The organism is Paenibacillus elgii NBRC 100335 (assembly GCF_004000865.1).
GTDB classification, from domain to species: Bacteria; Bacillota; Bacilli; order Paenibacillales; family NBRC-103111; genus Paenibacillus_G; species Paenibacillus_G elgii.
Genome location: NZ_BIMB01000009.1, coordinates 1 through 17,978, shown reverse-complemented (window position 1 = coordinate 17,978; position 17,978 = coordinate 1). Strand labels below are relative to the sequence as shown.

General features: G+C 52.3%; 14 protein-coding genes. 12 read left to right on the top strand and 2 right to left on the bottom strand.

From position 1 onward, the window contains the following. Positions 1–3: 3 nt before the first annotated feature. Positions 4–2,856: an ATP-dependent DNA helicase DinG gene (gene dinG, locus PEL01S_RS08820; protein WP_127460058.1), complete on the top strand. Its 2,853-nt coding sequence runs from the start codon at positions 4–6 to the stop codon at positions 2,854–2,856. After that, positions 2,853–3,473, top strand: a complete 621-nt coding sequence (locus PEL01S_RS08815; RefSeq protein ID WP_063183930.1) for a redox-sensing transcriptional repressor Rex — start codon at positions 2,853–2,855, stop codon at positions 3,471–3,473. The genes dinG and PEL01S_RS08815 overlap by 4 nt, the downstream gene beginning before the upstream one ends. 118 nt (positions 3,474–3,591) lie before the next feature. On the opposite strand, the gene PEL01S_RS08810 is transcribed toward PEL01S_RS08815, so the two are convergent. Together PEL01S_RS08810 and PEL01S_RS08805 are read right to left on the bottom strand one after the other, a co-directional pair. Next, positions 3,592–4,593: an inorganic phosphate transporter gene (locus PEL01S_RS08810; protein WP_063183932.1), complete on the bottom strand. Its 1,002-nt coding sequence runs from the start codon at positions 4,591–4,593 to the stop codon at positions 3,592–3,594. A gap of 57 nt (positions 4,594–4,650) precedes the next feature. Continuing rightward, a complete protein-coding gene (locus PEL01S_RS08805) occupies positions 4,651–5,271 on the bottom strand; it encodes a DUF47 domain-containing protein (RefSeq protein ID WP_063183934.1) in 621 nt (206 codons plus the stop codon). Positions 5,272–5,547: 276 nt separating this feature from the next. Between PEL01S_RS08805 and PEL01S_RS08800 the strand changes: the two genes are divergently transcribed. From PEL01S_RS08800 to PEL01S_RS08755, 10 genes are all read left to right on the top strand, one after another. After that, a complete protein-coding gene (locus PEL01S_RS08800; RefSeq protein WP_127460057.1) occupies positions 5,548–6,846 on the top strand; it encodes an amidohydrolase in 1,299 nt (432 codons plus the stop codon). Between the two features lie 36 nt (positions 6,847–6,882). Beyond that, positions 6,883–7,377 (top strand): cell wall elongation regulator TseB-like domain-containing protein, encoded by a 495-nt coding sequence (locus PEL01S_RS08795; RefSeq protein WP_127460056.1) that lies wholly within the window; start codon positions 6,883–6,885, stop codon positions 7,375–7,377. Between the two features lie 242 nt (positions 7,378–7,619). After that, a complete protein-coding gene (locus tag PEL01S_RS08790; protein WP_010501051.1) occupies positions 7,620–8,153 on the top strand; it encodes a hypothetical protein in 534 nt (177 codons plus the stop codon). After that, a complete protein-coding gene (locus tag PEL01S_RS08785; RefSeq protein WP_127460055.1) occupies positions 8,146–9,645 on the top strand; it encodes an AAA family ATPase in 1,500 nt (499 codons plus the stop codon). The genes PEL01S_RS08790 and PEL01S_RS08785 overlap by 8 nt, the downstream gene beginning before the upstream one ends. Before the next feature lie 217 nt (positions 9,646–9,862). After that, positions 9,863–11,707 carry an N-acetylmuramoyl-L-alanine amidase family protein gene (locus PEL01S_RS08780; RefSeq protein WP_127460054.1) on the top strand — a complete coding sequence of 615 codons (1,845 nt, stop codon included), beginning with the start codon at positions 9,863–9,865 and terminating at the stop codon, positions 11,705–11,707. Positions 11,708–11,720: 13 nt separating this feature from the next. Beyond that, complete coding sequence (locus PEL01S_RS08775; protein WP_063183945.1) at positions 11,721–12,329, top strand: GerMN domain-containing protein; 609 nt, start codon at positions 11,721–11,723, stop codon at positions 12,327–12,329. A 44-nt stretch (positions 12,330–12,373) separates the two neighbouring features. After that, positions 12,374–15,127 carry an S-layer homology domain-containing protein gene (locus tag PEL01S_RS08770; protein ID WP_127460053.1) on the top strand — a complete coding sequence of 918 codons (2,754 nt, stop codon included), beginning with the start codon at positions 12,374–12,376 and terminating at the stop codon, positions 15,125–15,127. A 169-nt stretch (positions 15,128–15,296) separates the two neighbouring features. After that, a complete protein-coding gene (gene nth / locus PEL01S_RS08765; protein WP_127460052.1) occupies positions 15,297–16,004 on the top strand; it encodes an endonuclease III in 708 nt (235 codons plus the stop codon). Between the two features lie 21 nt (positions 16,005–16,025). After that, positions 16,026–16,298 (top strand): hypothetical protein, encoded by a 273-nt coding sequence (locus PEL01S_RS08760; RefSeq protein WP_010501064.1) that lies wholly within the window; start codon positions 16,026–16,028, stop codon positions 16,296–16,298. Positions 16,299–16,399: 101 nt separating this feature from the next. Next, positions 16,400–17,978: dynamin family protein (locus PEL01S_RS08755; RefSeq protein ID WP_174806920.1), on the top strand; the 1,579-nt coding region annotated here is incomplete at its 3' end.

Here is a 17,978-nt window from a genome sequence, read left to right as displayed (position 1 = left end):
CCGATGAAATTTGCAGTATTAGACTTTGAAACGACGGGGAGCACGGCGACGGATCGCATTATCCAAGTCGGGCTCTTTCTTATAAACGACCATGAAATGACCGACAGGTATACTTCTCTCGTCAATCCGGGCATAAGTATACCTTCTTCAATTACAACGCTTACCGGAATCGACGACGAGATGGTAAAGGATGCTCCTCCGATGGAAGAGGTTATTGCCGAGATGGTTCCTCTCCTCCAAGACGCAGTACTGGTGGGTCATAATATTGCTTTTGATCTTGCTTTTCTACAGCGGGCGCTGGACGATAACGGTTACTTCCCGTTCGATGGACGTGTATTGGACACGATGGACGCGCTGCGCGTTTTGTTTCCCGGCTTGTCGAGCCTGCAGCTTTCGATGGTATGCCACGCCTTCGGTATCGAGCACGAACGGCCGCATCAGGCAGATAGCGATGCCGAGGTCACTGCGCGGATCTGGCTCCGTTGCATGGAACGGTTTCAATCGCTTCCGCTGCTTACGCTGCAAAGGCTGGAGCTGATATTTGCCGATTCGGCTGGAGATTTCGGTTGGTTTGTGAGTGAAATGCGGCAATTTAAAGAGCTGCATCAACCGCTTGACCCGGATCTGGATCGGTATTTCCGCCAATTTGCGTTGAACGTAGGAGAATGGGGAGAAGAAGAGCCGGTGCGGGAGGAGGAAGATGTCCTGAAGCTGCCGGACGATTTTCCTTCATTTTACGATCAGCTTAAGAAAGTGCTTCAGCAGCGGTTTGCCGCTTACGAAGACAGGGAGTCCCAGGTACAAATGCTCAGCGAGGTAGAGACCGCATTCGAAGACGGCAAGCACCTGATGATCGAAGCCGGTACAGGCACCGGGAAATCGCTCGGTTACCTGATTCCTTCGCTGTATTACGGGCTCAAGCAGGATAAGAAAGTGCTGGTCAGCACGCATACGATCAATCTGCAAGAGCAGCTCAGAGAACGGGATGTGCCGCTGCTGCACGAGCTGTTCCCGATTGGCTTCCGGGCAGCCGTCCTGAAGGGGCGGAGCCACTACTTGTGCCTGCGCAAGTTCGAGCACAAAATGAATATACTGGACTTCGAGCACGGCAAGGAAGACCGGATTACGGCCGGGCAAATGCTTGTCTGGCTGGGAGAAACGAAGCATGGGGATGAAGAGGAGCTTCATTTCGCCAATAAAGGAAAACAATTTTGGCAATCGGTGGAAAGCGATACGGATTCTTGCTTGAATCGCGCCTGCCCGTGGTTTAAAAAATGCTTCTATCACCGCGCCCGTCACGAGGCGAACACCGCAGATGTCATCATTACCAACCACTCGCTGTTGTTCACCGATATGAAAGCGGAAAACCGGCTGCTGCCGGGATACAAGCATTTGGTTATCGACGAAGCCCATCACTTCGAAGAAGTAGCCGGCAAGCATCTTGGGATCGAGCTGCACTATCACGGTTTGTCCAACACGCTCCTCTGGCTTTATAAAGATGCGCGTTCAGGACAATTATCCAATCTGCGTATTCGGCTGCAGCGGTTCGAGGACGAGCGTGCTCAAGGCTGGTGCATATCGATTGACCGGGTTGTCGAGAAGCTTCTGCAGTTGAAGGAAGAATGGGATCAGCTGACGGAGCTGCTGTACCAGCTTCTGGCTTCGCGAAGCGACCCGTCCCAATCGGAAGGGAACGGCCTTGTCTATCGGGTTAAAAAAGACTCGCTGCCTACAGGTTGGGATAAGCTTGAAGTGATCGAAGAGAATATGCAGCTTAACTTCGGGGAAGCTCTTAAGCCGCTCGACAAGCTGATCTCGGAGATCAAAGAGGTGCAGGACGAGTACGATGTCCAAAGCTTAATAACGGACCTTAGCGGGACCGTCAAGGAGTTGTACCGGCACAGGGATTCGCTTCATTTCTTTATGACGATGCCAGATGCGAACTACGTCTATTGGCTTGAAGCCGGGACCTATAGCAGAAACCGGTCGCTCCAACTGTTCTGCGTGCCGATTGACGTCAGCGAGATGCTGAAGCAGCATTTCTTCGGTCCGAAGGATAGTGTCGTCCTGACCTCGGCGACGTTATCCGTCGGTAAATCGTTCGATTATACGTGCGATCAGTTAGGCTTGCGAGAAAACGGGGCGGACGGCAAGCTGAAAACCGTTCAGCTCCCTTCGCCGTTTAATTACCGCGATCAGGCGCTCGTAGCCATCCCCAGGGATTTCCCTACGCTGCGCGGAGCCAGCGGTGAGAAGGAGTTCGTCGACCGGCTCGTGCCGTCGCTGGCCGAGGTGGCGCTGGAAACGCGGGGGCGGATGCTGGTATTGTTTACGTCCAATCGGATGCTCAAGCTGGTTCATGGCGCGTTGAAGGAGATGTTGAGCCCGTTCGGTATCGGCGTGCTGGGCCAGGGTGTGGACAGCAGCAACCGGAGCAAGCTGACAAGACTGTTTCAGAACAGTCCGAACTGCGTTCTGCTGGGTACAAGCAGTTTCTGGGAAGGCGTCGATATTCCTGGAAATGCGCTTACCTGTCTGGCGATCGTCAGGCTGCCGTTTCAACCGCCGAACCATCCGTTGATCGAAGCAAAGACGGAGATGATCAAGCAGCGAAATCAGAATCCGTTTATGAAGCTGTCGGTACCGCAGGCGGTTATCCGGTTCAAGCAAGGCTTCGGCAGGCTGGTGCGCACGGCTACGGATAAAGGCATCGTCATCATATACGATACCCGGGTGATCGACACGAATTACGGCAAATATTTCTTGTATTCGCTGCCGGGCCCCAAAATCGAGCATATGAATTCAAATCAGCTCGTACCAAGAATAAAGCAGTGGATGGGTGAGAACCAAGCATGAAGACGATGAAAATTTCCGAGGCCGTCGTGCGCCGGCTTCCGGTGTACCTCCGGTTTTTGAATGAACTCAGCAAAAAGAACGTACAGACGGTATCCTCTCAGGATCTGGGGCAAAAGCTGGACTTGAATCCGGCGCAAATCCGCAAAGATCTGGCCTATTTCGGGGAATTCGGCAAGAAGGGGATCGGCTACGATGTCGACTATTTGATCGAAAAAATCCGTCAAATATTAAAGCTCGATAAAATCATCCCCGTAGCGCTGGTAGGCGCGGGAAATCTGGGCCGCGCCTTATGCAATTACAATGCTTATCTGAAGGATAATATGAAAATCGTAGCCGTCTTCGATTCACACGAATCGAAGATCGGGGATACGATCAACAATTTGAAGGTCAAGTCGACGAACGAAATGAAGGCAACCATCCAAGAGCTAAAGGTACGCATCGGGATTATTACCGTCCCGGCAGCAGAGGCGCAGCAGGTGGCGAATCAGTTTGTGGAGGCCGGTGTCGAGGCAATTCTGAACTTTGCACCGATGATTATTAAAGTGCCGAGTGAAATGCGGGTGCATCATGCCGATTTTACGACGGAACTGCAAAGCCTGGCTTATTATCTGGATTAACCGGAATTTTTAAAAATCGGCTTATGCTGAACATGAGAAAAGGATAGAGCCTGACCAGAACGTTGTTCTGAAGCTCTATCCTTTTTATATTCGCCGGTTTGCCCAGGCTTGTCCATTGTTACGCGACAAGCGCGAACAAAATTTTATAAATGATAAAAGCAAGAACTATACTGATCGGAATGGTAATCACCCACGTCAGGACCATGCGGGTGACCGTCCCCCATTTCACATCGTGAAACCGCATCACGGAACCCGTTCCGATAATGGAAGACGAGATGACATGTGTCGTCGAGAGCGGCATGCCAAGATGCGTAGATATCTGAATAACGATAGATGAGTTCAAGTCGGAGGCGAAGCCGTTAATCGGTTCGATTTTCAGCAGCTTTTTGCTCATCGTCTTGATAATTCTCCAGCCGCCGATCGAGGTTCCCAGCCCCATGGCCGTCGCGGCCGCTACTTTAACCCACATTGGCACATCCAAATTATCTTGATACCCTAATGCAACGAGACCGAAGACGATAATCCCCATCGCTTTTTGCGCGTCGTTACCTCCGTGGGAGAAAGATAGCAAGCCGGCCGAAAGCACTTGGAAGCTTTTGAAGGTACGATTCATCTTCGAACGGGATTGGTTGCCACTCGCCAAGATAAGTTTGCGGATGATCCACATGACGACGAAGCCCGTTGCGAAAGCGATAATCGGCGAAAGGACAAGAATCAGCACGATTTCTTTAAATCCGGACCAATTGAGCGCCCCGACTCCCGCTCCCGCGATGACCGCTCCGGCGAGAGAACCGATCAGCGTATGGGAGGAAGACGAAGGAATGCCGTAGTACCAAGTCAGCAAGTTCCAGATAATGGCGGACAACAGCGCGGCAATAACGATATATACGCCATTGTCGATCGTAGCGGGATTGGCGACCTTACCTCCAACTGTTTTGGCGACCTCTGAGGAAAAGACCGCACCGATGAAGTTCAGGATCGCGGCAAAAAATACGGCAAAACGGGGCGATAACGCCCGGGTTGAAATTGATGTAGCGATGGCGTTGGCCGTATCGTGGAAACCGTTAATAAAATCGAAGAGGAGCGCCAGAGCTACGATGATAATGATAGTGGTTAACATAGTTTCCTCCTAGGCAGGCTGAGTCGTACCCATGTTCCGAATTGCAAAACGGTCCTGTTAAGAATACCGCAGGACTACGCTATCCAAAATGTTGGCTACGTCTTCGCATGCGTCGGTCGTTTGCTCCAGTCGCTCGTAAAGTTCTTTTAATTTAAAATCGTGATAAGGATCTTTAGGGTGGGTGAAAATCTCGCGAATGCCTTCTCGCATGAGGCGGTCGGCTTCATTTTCCAAGCTGTTGATCTGTACGGTATGCTCGGTAATTTGCATATACTTTTTCTTGGACAGCAGCTTGAAAGAGTCCAGAATATGCTGACAGCTTGCAACGAGCACGGCGGAAAATTCTTTCATATATTTATCCGATGCGGTTATGTTCAAGTAATCGAAACGGGCGATCGTAGCTTCGATCCCGTCGAGCACGTCATCCACTTTGGAAGCCAGCTCCATAATATCTTCGCGGTCCAGCGGCGTGATGAACACTTTGTTCAATCCTTTGAAAATTTGGTGTGTGATTTGGTCCCCTTTGTTTTCGAGTTCTTTCAGCTGCGGGTAAAACGTAGCCGGCGGCTCACTACCCATGACGGCGTTCCGAAACATCTGCGCGGCGTCAAGCGTATTTTCCGACGCTTTAATGAGCAGCAGCAGAAAATCGGTGTCATTCTTTTTTGTAAACAACATACAGTTTTGGCCTCCCAGGTAATTGAAGATTTACAAGAAATTAAAATAAAAAGAAAGGAATATGTAGAAAAAACGCGCCAATTCACACAAAATTAAAAATAACATAATCAAACAACGGAATGCAATTCTTAGTTTATCCATTTTACCATATGTTCATAAATCTTTAGCTATGTAAGCGCATTACCCCCGGAGGGTATAGTTAGCTTGATTTTTGTCCTCCGCAGGGTGTACATTGAAAACGAGATTGTATTTGTATTTGGGAGGGGATTGTGTCCGGTGAAGAAAACAATTATTGAAAACGGAACGTTTCTAACGATGAATGAAGAGGCGCCTATGATTCAGGGGTGCATGGTCATTGAAGGAAACCGCATTACATATATCGGAGAAGAGGCGCCGCTTCCTGCGGGTTCGTACGACGAGCGTATCGACGGCTCGGGCAAGCTGTTCATGCCGGGGCTCGTCAATACGCACGGGCATGCCGCGATGTCGCTGCTTCGCGGTTACGGCGACGATATGGCTCTTCAAGTGTGGCTTCAGGAGAAAATGTGGCCGATGGAAGGCAAGTTCACGGCGCAGGATGTGCGTGCAGGCACCCGTTTGTCCGTGTTGGAAATGCTGAAAGGCGGAACAACGACCTTCGTCGATATGTACGATCATATGAATGAAGTCGCGAATGCGGCGGTCGAGAGCGGTATTCGCGCCTGCCTTACGCGTGGCGTGATCGGGCTGTGCTCGCGGGAGGTACAGGACGCGAAGCTGGCTGAGGCGATTGCTTTTGCAAAAAATTGGCACGGTCAAGCGGATGGCCGCATCACAACCATGATGTCGCCGCATTCTCCGTATACCTGCCCTCCGGATTATATTGAACGTATTGTGCAGGCGGCGCACGACTTGAATTTGCCGATCCACACCCATATGTCGGAGACGGCCAGAGAAGTGCAGGAAAACGTCGATCAATATGGGTTACGTCCGGTAGCGCATTTGGAGAAGCTCGGCGTATTTTCCCGTCCGACGCTCGTAGCTCATGGCGTACACTTGACAGACGAAGAGATCGAAGTGCTGAAGCGGTACGACGTGCGTATTTCGCACAACCCCGGCAGCAACCTGAAGCTGGCTAGCGGCGTAGCCCGCGTGCCGGAGCTGCTCAAAGCGGGCGTACTCGTGTCCTTGGGAACGGACGGAGCCGCCAGCAATAACAATCTGGACATGCTCGAAGAGGTGCGGCTGGCTGCCTTGATTCATAAAGGCGTATCCGGCGATCCGGTTGCGGTATCCGCTTCGGAGGCTTTGAAGCTTGGCACGCTCGACGGTGCCCGTTCGATCTGGCTAGACGACGTTGGAGCGCTTCAGCAAGGAATGAAGGCTGACTTTGTTGCGCTTGACATCGATCAGCCGCATTTTTACCCGCGGACGAATTTCATCTCGCACGTCGTTTATTCCGCCGTATCCAAGGATGTAACGGACGTCTGCATCGACGGACGCTGGGTCGTACGAAAAGGCGAATGCCTGACCATGGACGAAGAGAAGGTCAAATTCGAGGCGCAGCAAAGCTTCGAGCGTCTGACGGCACTTTAATCGTCTCAGAACGATCAGGTAGAAAGGGGGCCTCCGGTGCGCAAAGCATGGAAGATCACGATCATTGCCGGGGCCGCGGCAGTTGTGATTGTGACCGGGTTGAGCATGGCTTTTAACTTTATTATGGATAAGGAATGGACGGAGCAGCGCGCTGCCGTCCTTACCGCTTACGAGAAGACGATATTGACCAAAGCCGTTAAGGTCGAACGGTTCGTTGCGGAGAAGCCTTATACGGTCATCACAGGGGAAGATAAAATCGGCCAGCCGGTGTATGTATGGGTAGGCCAGGACGAGATCCATACGGAAATGGGTAGTGCTGGAATCGATGCGGCGCAAGCCGAAGCGAAAGTGAAAGCGGCGCATCCGGAAGCGAAGGTGCTCCGGACGACTCCGGGTATCCGCAGCGGCCAGCTGGTCTGGGAGGTATTCTATAAGCTGCAGCCGGAGGGCAAGATGGAACAGCATTTTTATGATTATTACGCTTTTAAGGACGGTCAACCGATCGATACGCTGCGTTTGACCATTCAGTAGCACGATCCGGCGATTAAACGCTGAAACCCGCCGCGGGAAACGCCGAACAAAGCGGCATTTTCCGCGGTTATTGTTTATCGTTAGCTTACAGGTACACACCGCCATTCATTCAATTGCCACACATTGCATCAACATTCGTATATACGATGTGATATACTTACGGTATGGCTAAAACGTATAGATGGAAAACTTCGTCGGAAGCTTTTTCACATGAATTTTATAGAAAGGGGGACGTATAACTGATGAATATGAAGTTACGTCTCTTGCCTGTCGTATTGAGTGTTCTTGTGTCGGCAACGCTGCTGTTCGGCGGTTATTTTGCTTACCGGACATTTGCGATGGAAAGTCCGCTGCAGAAAGTTGTATCCGGCATTTCCGGAGTTGAGTTGGTTTCTATGGATTTAAGCGGGCAGGATGCCCGGATGGAATTGAAACTCGCACCGGGTACGAACCTGCGTGAAGTATATAGCAAGATCCAAACCGAAGGCCGTTCGACGCTGGGCACCAAGGATTTGAAGCTCAAAGTTGTGAACGATCCGTCACCGAAGCTGGAGCAATGGTGGTCTTCCGCTTTGTTCGAGGTGGCTCAGGCCATGGAAACGAAGCAGTATGCGCAAATCCCGAAAACACTGCAGGCTCAAGGCGGTGACGGGATTAAAGCGTCCACCGAGATGGACGATAAGTATGTGTACGTCACGCTATCGGATGGTACGGCAAGCAAATATGTCATGCTGCCGAGAACGCCTGCCAAACTGGGGGTGTGGCCGAATGAGTAAGTACGGTAAAGAGATTTTGTTAGGCTTTATACCGGTACTGGTTATTTTCCTGCTTTATATCGGAGTGAATTTATTTCCGATCGTATTTATGGCCGCGATCTTGGGTACCTTTTTGTATATGGCCCGCGCTCGCGGGGGGCTGAACGTAGGCTCGGAGCGCAAATCGCGCGGCAAAACGCCGGGGTTCCTGACGTTCGACGATATCGGCGGACAGGATCGGGCAAAGGGCGAGCTGAAAGAGGCGCTTGATTTTTTGATCCGCTACGACGATATTAAAAAGCTCGGCATACGTCCGTTAAAGGGCATTCTGCTGACGGGTCCTCCGGGAACCGGGAAAACGTTGATGGCGAAGGCTGCCGCGCATTACACGAACTCCGTGTTTTTGGCCGCTTCCGGCAGTGAGTTCGTCGAAATGTATGTCGGCGTGGGGGCAAGCCGCATCCGTGACTTGTTCAAGGAAGCCCGCTCGCGCGCTGTGAAGGAAAACAAGGAGAGCGCTATTGTCTTTATTGACGAGATCGACGTGATCGGCGGCAAACGGGACGGCGGTCAGCATCGGGAGTATGACCAGACGCTAAACCAGCTGCTTACCGAGATGGACGGGATTCATACGAGCGATACGCCCCGCGTATTGATCGTTGCCGCCACGAACCGCAAGGAAATGCTGGACGGCGCGCTGCTGCGTCCTGGACGGTTCGACCGTCATATCGAAGTCGATTTGCCGGACAAGAAGGGCCGGTTGCATATCTTGAACATCCATGCCAAAAACAAGCCGTTGGCCGAAGGGGTCGACCTGGATGCCATCGCGCGGGAAACGTTCCATTTCTCCGGCGCACAGCTGGAAAGCGTCATGAACGAAGCGGCGATATATGCGATGCGGGACGAGTTGGATGCGATCGGACAGCAGCACTTGTCGCTGGCCGTCGATAAGGTCATGCTCGGCGAAAAGACGGACCGCGAATCGAATAAGGAAGAGCGGGAACGCGTCGCGCTTCATGAGCTTGGACATGCTATTGCCGCCGAGCTGGTGCGTCCGGGCTCCGTCTCTCAGGTGTCGCTCAGCCCTCGCGGGAAAGCGCTCGGTTTTGTGCGCCATAATCCGCAGCAGGATCAGTATTTGTACACGAAAACGGAGATCGAACAGCAGATTATGGTTGCGCTTGGCGGCGCCGTAGCGGAGGAAATGTTCTACGGCGGACGGAGCACCGGCTCCCGCAACGATTTCGAGCAGGCGTTGAATATGGTGCGCACCATGATGGATTCAGGGCTTACAAGGCTCGGCATCATTGACCGTGAGATGGTTACAAAGCAGGAGCTTATGAAGGAAAATGCCGCGATTTTGGAAGAACTGACGGAGGCGACCCGGCACATGCTGGAAAGCCACAGAACCGTATTCGAACAATCGCTTGACATTTTGATTGCCGAAGAAGTGCTTTCCGGAGACCAGTTCCGTGAGCTTCTTAAGCAATCGTCACAAGTTCAAATTGCCTGAAAATAGTTGAGAACCGAAGCCGAAGGCGACAAGCCTTCGGTTTTTTCGTATTTTCTCGCGAATTCTACGAAATTTGCCGAACGTGCAACTTTTTTGATAGAATTTAGTCTAATATATTGGTAGTTTTCGCCACGGTATTCTTTTTGTTTGCTGGAAATTGCAATCACTTCCAGCTTTCTACATAAAGCAAAAAAATTACAAGATTTTGAGGTGCAAAATGAAATTTTTAACGGCTTGGTTCACCCTGTCGATCGCGTCGCTCCTGTTGCTGCCGGCCGTAGGCTCGGCTGCCGCTCCGTCCAAGTCACCTACGCCGAAGTCGTCTAAGCCGCCCGCGCCGCCAATTCAATTGGTTTTAAATGGAAAAAAACTCGCGCCGGAAGTTGCTCCGCGCAACGTGGACGGGAATGTCATCGTGCCCGTTCGTATCATTGCGGAAGAGCTCGGCTCCAAGGTTACATGGGACGAGAAACAGCGAAAGGTTACGGTAGTTAAAGACGAAACCAATATACAGCTGTTTATTGACAAAAAGAATGCAACGGCAGGGGGGAAATCGTTTCAGCTTGAGGCGGCGCCCACAATTATCGAGGGCAACACGATGCTGCCCGTACGATTCGTAAGCGAGCAGTTAGGGGTAAAAGTATCATGGGAGGAACCCACCCAGTCGGTTATTCTGGCAACGCCGGAAAAGAGTAAAGACGATAAGGCTCCTTCAAAAACGGACAAGCCGGGCGTAAAAGAGCCAAGCGTACCGGCCGACGGCAAGCCCGCTTCCTCGTTCGAGCCGGACAATACGGTAAAAGCAGGGGATAAGCCTAACAGCGGAAAGAACGATGGCAAGGACAATGGCACTTCGCCGGGGAAAGACAGTTCCGGGCAACTGCTAGCCTGCGTCCCTGTGGCTGGGGGCATGCAGTCGGCTAGCGGCGGCGCAACAACTGCTGCAGGAAGCCAGCAGACAGTAACCGGCGGCACACAAACGGCTGCTGGAGGTAACCAGCCGGGGAATGTCGGCACGCAATCGGCGGCCGGCGGCGCTCAAGCCTCGAACGGAGCTGTGCAAGGAGCGGCAAACGATGCGAATCAGCCGGGAAGCGGGGTCCAGCAGACAACGAACGGGACGCAGCCGCCGGTCGCGGGCAAGCCGGAGACGGCTGGCGAGAAGAAAGCGACGAACGGCGTGGTTACCGTACAGTCGATTTCGCTGCAAGGCGACACGCTGACCATCAAAACGTCGGATTGCGCCAGAAAGCCGAATATATTTCGTTTGGCCAATCCGGACAGGATCGTCCTTGACCTGCCTAACGCGCAGCTTGACCCGGCGCTCATGGCCAAGCTCAATCCGCAAGGCGAAGGAACTTTGCCGGATAAGAGCGAATTTGTCACACAAATTCGTTATTCGCTATTTTCAAAAGAAGCATCTATCGTTAGAATGGTATTAGATTTGCCGCAGAAGGGGGAGCTTCGCTTAGCCTCCGTGCAGCAGAACGGGGAAATTACCGGAAAAATATCTTTCGGTAAAACCCGCTACCGGGTCTACATCGATCCCGGACATGGCGGCAAGGATAACGGCGCCAGCTCGCTGAATAAGCGACATGAGAAAGATTTCGTTCTGTCGCTAGGTCAGAAGGTGGCGGCACTGCTGGAGAAAGAACCGAAGATCGAAGTGACGATGACCCGCTCGAACGACACGTTCATCGAACTGGACGAACGCCCGAACATGGCAAACAATGCCGATGCCGATTTGTTCGTCTCGATTCATGCCAATTCCGCGGGGAGTGAAACCGTTGGCGGGACAGAAACGTATTATTGGACGGAGCAAAGTCTCGATTTTGCCAAGCTGATGCATAAGTATCTTGTTGAGGCTACCGGTTTTCCGGATCGCAAAGTGAAGCAGGAGCGTTTTGTCGTTATCAAAAAATCTTCCATGCCGGCCGTGCTGCTGGAAGTCGGCTTTTTGACGAATCGAGCGGAAGAGGAACAGATGTATCAGGATGCATTTCAAAACAAGGTCGCCGCATCCATCGTGGCTGCCATCAAGAAGCAGTTGAATCTTGAGTAAGGAGTGGGTGATGATGCACAAGACATGGCAAAAAGGAATGGCTGCTGCGGCAATCGCGGCTCTGCTGCTGGCAGGCTGCGGAACAAGCAAAGCGCCGTTACAAGGCACCGCAGAAACACCATCCTCCAAGAGCGGACAAGCTGCGCAGCCAGGGACGGGGGAAGATAAGACGACAACTCCGACGACTCCGACGGAGACGTCCACCCCGAAGCCGGACCCGGAAAAGAAAGAGCTGAAGATCAAAGCGTATTACAGCGATGCTCAGCTTGAGAAACTGGTTCAAAAAGATGTGACGATCAATTTTAAACAAGATCAGGACAAATATTTGGCCGCGCTCAACCAGTTGAAGAAAAGCCCTGACGACAAAACGATTCCGTTATTTAAAGGGTTTACGTACAAAAGCGTCGCGTTGAAGGACGGCCAGTTGAACCTTGACGTATCCATTGCGGATGACGGAAGGCTGGGCTCCGGCGGGGAAGAAATGCTGCTGGATGCACTGCAAAAGACGATGTTCCAGTTTTCCGAAGTCAAATCCATTGAATTGCTGGTTGACGGTAAGCAGGTCGAAAGCCTGATGGGACATATGGATCTGCCGCACCCGATCAAACGCAGCCAAAGTTAACGTACATCATGAACTAACATAAGTCGATCGAGAGGAGCTATTTCATGAAAAGCATCAATTCCAGACAAGCACGCAGACTGGCGGCAGCCGTTTTGGCGCTGTCGCTCGCGTTCGGAAGCCCGGCCTTTGCCGCCGCGGCTGAAACCAAAAGCAACATTTCGACGGGAAGCTCCGTAAACTCGCAGCGCTTTACCGACGTTGGGGACCAGCACTGGGCAATCAAGCATGTCACCAAGCTGGCTTCTCTCGGGGTAATCGAAGGATATGAAAAAGGGGAATATCGTCCGGAACACTCCGTATCCCAGCAAGAAGTCATCGTTATGGCACTGCGGTTCATGGGCCTTGAATCGGAGGTAGCGAAAAGCAAGGCGGGAACGGCGCTGCCTTTCACTGTGGACAATTTCTTCAAGCCGTATGTCGCCTATGCAATCGATCGCGGCTTAATTAATATTCAAGAGGAAACGGCAGACGGCACAAACGCCAAAACGGCTTGGGGATCTAAGGAAGCATCCCGCGAATGGGTAGCCAAGCTGGTCATCCGTGCCATCGGCAAGCAGGAGCTGGCCAATCAACAGGCGCAATCCTCTTCGTCATTTGCGGACAGCAAGGATTTCTCGTCGTGGGCGTCCGGTTATATCAACGCGGCGGTATCGCTCAAGATCGTACAAGGCTTTGAGGATAACAGCTTCAAGCCGAAGGATAAAGTTACTCGCGCCCAAATGGCGACGTTCCTAAGCCGCGCAGATAAAGAAGCGACCTCCCGCTCCTCCCGGGTTGTTACGGGATATGTGATGGAACTGACCGACCGCAAAATTAGCGTACTGAATGCCAAAGGGGAAACGATGGAATACACGCTGTCTTCCGATACGGCCCTCTATAGCGGCAAAGACGACAGCCGGATTTCGCTGTCCAACATTAAGCTCACAAACGAAGTGTACCTTGTGCAAAATCAAGGCGCGGCGCTGTACATAGAACTCACCAACGATCAGCAGAAGATGGAAACCTACGAAGGAACGCTGGCAGAAATATTTACCGACCGGATGATGGCCTCGATTCAGCGGAACGGAAAGAATGAGCTGTACGATTTGTTCCCGACCGTCACGGTGACGGATAAAGACGGCCGCGGCTTAAGCTTGAGCTCTTTGACACCGGGAAGCGTCGTCGAATTGAAGCGGAATACGCTGCTCAAAGAATCGAAAATCTCGCAAATCGTACTTAAGCAGACGCCGGTCAGCAAGACGTCCGAAGGTACGGTGCTCAGTCTGAACAAAGATTCAAACCAAGTGACATTCTTGGAGCAGGGGACCGGGCAGAACGAATCGTTTACGCTCACTACGCGTACGGTCGTGAAGCTGCAGGACGGCACGACGGCCGACCTCTCGAAGCTGCGCGTCGGCGACGCGGTAAACTATGAGGTGAAAGCGAACGAGCTTCAAGTCGTTTCCGTGAAGAAACCGGCTGATTTTAGCCAATCCGTCGAAGGCACGATGGCAAGCTTAAGCAGCGACAAGCGGATCTTGACGATTAATAAAGCAGGCGGCTCGCTCGGAGCTTACCATATCGCTGACAATGCGATTATAACGATTGACGGGTTAACGAATCCAAGCTTGTTCGATATCGAATCTGGCGATCAGCTGAAGATGGATCTGGTAAACGATAAAATCGTCAAAATTTCGGTTACCAGCCGTTCGGTCAAGCAATTCGTATATGCGACGATCCTTAGTTATGACGCCAATTCCAAAGTGGTGACGATCAGCACGGAGAGCGACGGAGTAGGGGCTTACCGGCTGACGGATAATACGATCATCCGCTTTATGGGCGGTCCGATACAGCAATCCAATTTCCAGAGCACGTTTATAGGCAACGGCAACGACAAGAAAAGAGTGGACCTGAAAGTGTCCAAAGATAAAATCGTGCAGATCGAATCGACAATGAATGTGGAAGGCACGATCGCTCAAATCAATACGAGCAATATTACAAACGACTTGACTATTCGCACCGCCGGAGGGCAGAACTTAACGTTCAAGGTCAATTATGGCGCGCCGGTGGAAATGTTTAACAAAACGAACGGCACCATTACGGACCTGAAAGTCGGCGATGCGATCCGTTTGACGCTCACAGGGAATCAGGATTTCGTAACAAACCTGATGGCCAAGAAAACGGGCGTATATAAAGTACTGGTTACCAACTCCAGCACGAACCAAGTTACGGCGAAGGACGAGACAGGCTCTCAGTTAACATTTAAAGTGGAAAACAACGATCAAATCATTAACCCGGGCAAGCAATCCCATGCCTTCTCGGATATTTTGATCGATGAGTATGTCAAAGCCAGCTTTAGCGGTACCAAGCTCGACAATCTGCAATTGCTCAATTCGGTACGCGGCAAAGTAACGAATGTGGACGTAGGGGCAGGCACGTTGACCGTTCAGGATTTCCAAGGCAACATTCAGGTGATCACAGTCGGCCAGCAGTTCACAATTAGACAGAACGCCAATACGTCCGCCGCGTTGAACACGATCAAGCAAAATGACCGGGTGGAGATTATCCGGGACGCGAACGACAAGGCGATCATTCAAGTGGCGACCGCGACGAAGCGGACGGTATCTTCTTACGATACGGTGCTGAATCAATTGCTTCTGAAGCCGACGGCGAATAACGATAAGACATCGTACAATTTATTCGCGAAAGCGTACTTGCACAAAGGGACGCAAACGGTGGCTCCAAGCACGTTTATGGAGAACGAAGAAGTCATGGTTTACGTGATCGACGATAAAATTTTCGAAATTGAAAAGCCCTGATCCGTTTATTTGAAACTTTTATCCGGTTTAAGCCGTCTGTGTAGTGAGAACTTCTCGCTGCATAGGCGGTTTTTTCGTAAAAAGTTCGCATTTTGTCGGCATTAGTCATTGATTCGAATGCTGTGTTTCGGTAAACTGTAAGAAACAGGCGAAAGAAAGGACAGGGAGCATGAATCAGTCGCAAGCGAGAACCATACTGAATACGATTGCCGAAATGTTCCCGGATGCCCATTGCGAGCTAAACCACTCGAATGCGTTCGAGCTGACGATCGCCGTTCTGTTGTCGGCCCAATGTACGGACGAGACGGTCAACAAAGTAACCGCCACGTTGTTTCAGAAGTACAAGAGGCCGGAAGACTATTTGGCCGTACCGCTCGAAGAGCTGGAGCAGGATATTCGGCGGATCGGTTTGTTCCGGAACAAAGCCAAAAATATTCAGGCTTTGTGCGCAATGCTTTTGGACAAGTATAACGGGGAAGTACCCCGTGAACACGAGAAGCTGGTGGAATTGCCTGGCGTCGGACGAAAAACGGCGAACGTCGTCGTTTCCAATGCTTTCGATGTGCCTGCAATAGCCGTCGATACGCATGTGGAACGGGTATCCAAACGGCTCGGGCTTGCCGGGGTTAACGATTCGGTGCTCGAAGTGGAAAAAAAGCTGATGAAACGGGTGCCGCGCGAAGAATGGACGCAGACGCATCACCGGCTTATTTTTTTCGGACGCTATCACTGTAAAGCGCAAAACCCGAAATGTGAGGTTTGCCCGCTGGTCGATCTTTGCCGAGAAGGTAAAAAACGAATGAAATCGAACTCGAATAGGAAGCCTATACCAAAAGCGAAAGCAGCTATCAAGGCTGCAAAAACTAAAGAGGCGTAATACGAAAGGATAGGATTAGAGATGAAATGCATATCGGTTTACACCAGCGATTTTGAACTGTTTTCGGATATTTACGAGAAAGTGCTTGAGACTCCTTTGCAAGAAAATGAAGAAAAGCAGGTTGAAGGCGTCGTCGTAACGGAGTCGGGCAGCGTACCGGAAAATTATTTGAACCGCATGAAGCAGCGCCCTGAAGTTGTCGTGATGAAAGTGAAGGATAAAGACATTACGATTTTGCAGCATCGCGATGTTTTCGAAATATTTATCCCGGAGACGGAAAATATGGTACACTAAAAACCGAAGCGATTCGGTTTTTTCTTTTTGTTCGGAAAACAAAAGGTTAGATGACAAGCGCTTCGTTTTAGACAGAAGGATGAACAGGGGCAGGAGAAACGATGAAAAGCGAATTGACTATAGCAGAAGCAATGTCTGTAGAAACAGGGAATGAAGAGGGGCTGCAAGGCGGGGCTCCGCACGATGAAATGCTTGCCGCCGTTCAAGGGCTGCTAGCGCAGGTAGAGCAAACGGGGGACGGAGAGCATGGAAAGAAGCTGCGGCAGCTGTTGGCGAAAGCGCAGAGCGAGCGGCTTTATTTGGCGTTTTGCGGGCACTTCTCGGCCGGGAAGTCGAGTCTGATCAACCGGCTGTGCGGTCATATGCTGTTGCCGTCGAGTCCGATTCCGACGAGCGCGAACATTGTGAGTATCGTGAACGGGGAAGCCGGGGCGCGGGTCATTTACCGCGACGATGAGGCCAGCAATCAGGCTCAAGGGATGGGCGAACCGCGGTCCGAAACAGTGCCGTTGGACGAGTTGGCGGAGCATTGCCGTAACGGTGAAGCGATTGAAACGGTGGAAATCCGTTACCCGATCCCGTTCCTGGGAGAGCATGCGGCGCTGCTGGATACGCCGGGTATCGATTCGACGGACGATGCGCATCACCTGGCGACGGAATCGGCGCTGCATTTGGCTGACGTTGTGTTTTATGTGATGGATTATAACCATGTGCAGTCGGAAATCAATTTGGCGTTCGCGAAAAAAATGACGGAGTGGGGCAAGCCGCTCTATTTGATCGTGAACATGATCGATAAGCATCGGGAGCAGGAGCTGTCGTTCGCCACATATCAGGATGGCGTGCGAGAGGCGTTCGCGAGCTGGGGCGTGCGGCCGGACGGAATCGTTTATACGTCGGTCAAAGTGCCGAATCATCCGTCCAGCGAGTGGGGCAAGCTGGAGTCGCTGCTCGGGCAACTGATCGAGCTGCGGCAGCCGCTCGTGCGGCTTAGCCTCGAGAAGTCGGCGCGGGCGCTCGCTGCGGCGCACGCCGAAAAGATGGCCGAGCGCAATGAGCCGGCGAAGGAAGCGATACGCGAGCAGCTCGCTGCCTCCGGCGAAGACCTGGACGCCGTCCAGGCGGAGTATGCGGGGGCAAGCGACGAGCTGGCGCGGCTGGAGTCGCTGCCTGCGGAGCTACAGGCAGCCGTGCGCAAAGACGTGGCGGCGGTGTTGGACAACGCCAACGTCATTCCGGCCGTGACGCGGGACCTCGCGCACGCATATTTGGAAAGCCGCCGACCCGGCTTCAAGGTAGGCTGGTTCGGCGCCGCCGCGAAGACGGCGGCGGAACGGGAGCAGCGGCTTGCTGCGCTGCATAAGGATTTCGCGTCGCAAGTGGAGACGCAGGTGGCCAGACACGTGCAGCAGACGGTCAAAGCGAAGCTGGAAGGCCACGGCCTGCCGGCCGGAGCCATTACGGAGGCGGCCGACCGGATCAACGTGGAGCTTACGCCGCAATGGCTGGCCGGTCAAGTAAACGAGGCCGCGGTATTCGGAAACGAGTATACGTTGACCTACTCGAAGCAGATTGCCGCGGAAGCGAAAAGCTTGTACCGCAAGGAGGCGTACGCCGTCAGCGACGAAGTGATCGCAGCGCTGGCGGCCGCCGTGCAGCCGCGCCTCGCGGCGCTGCGCGCGC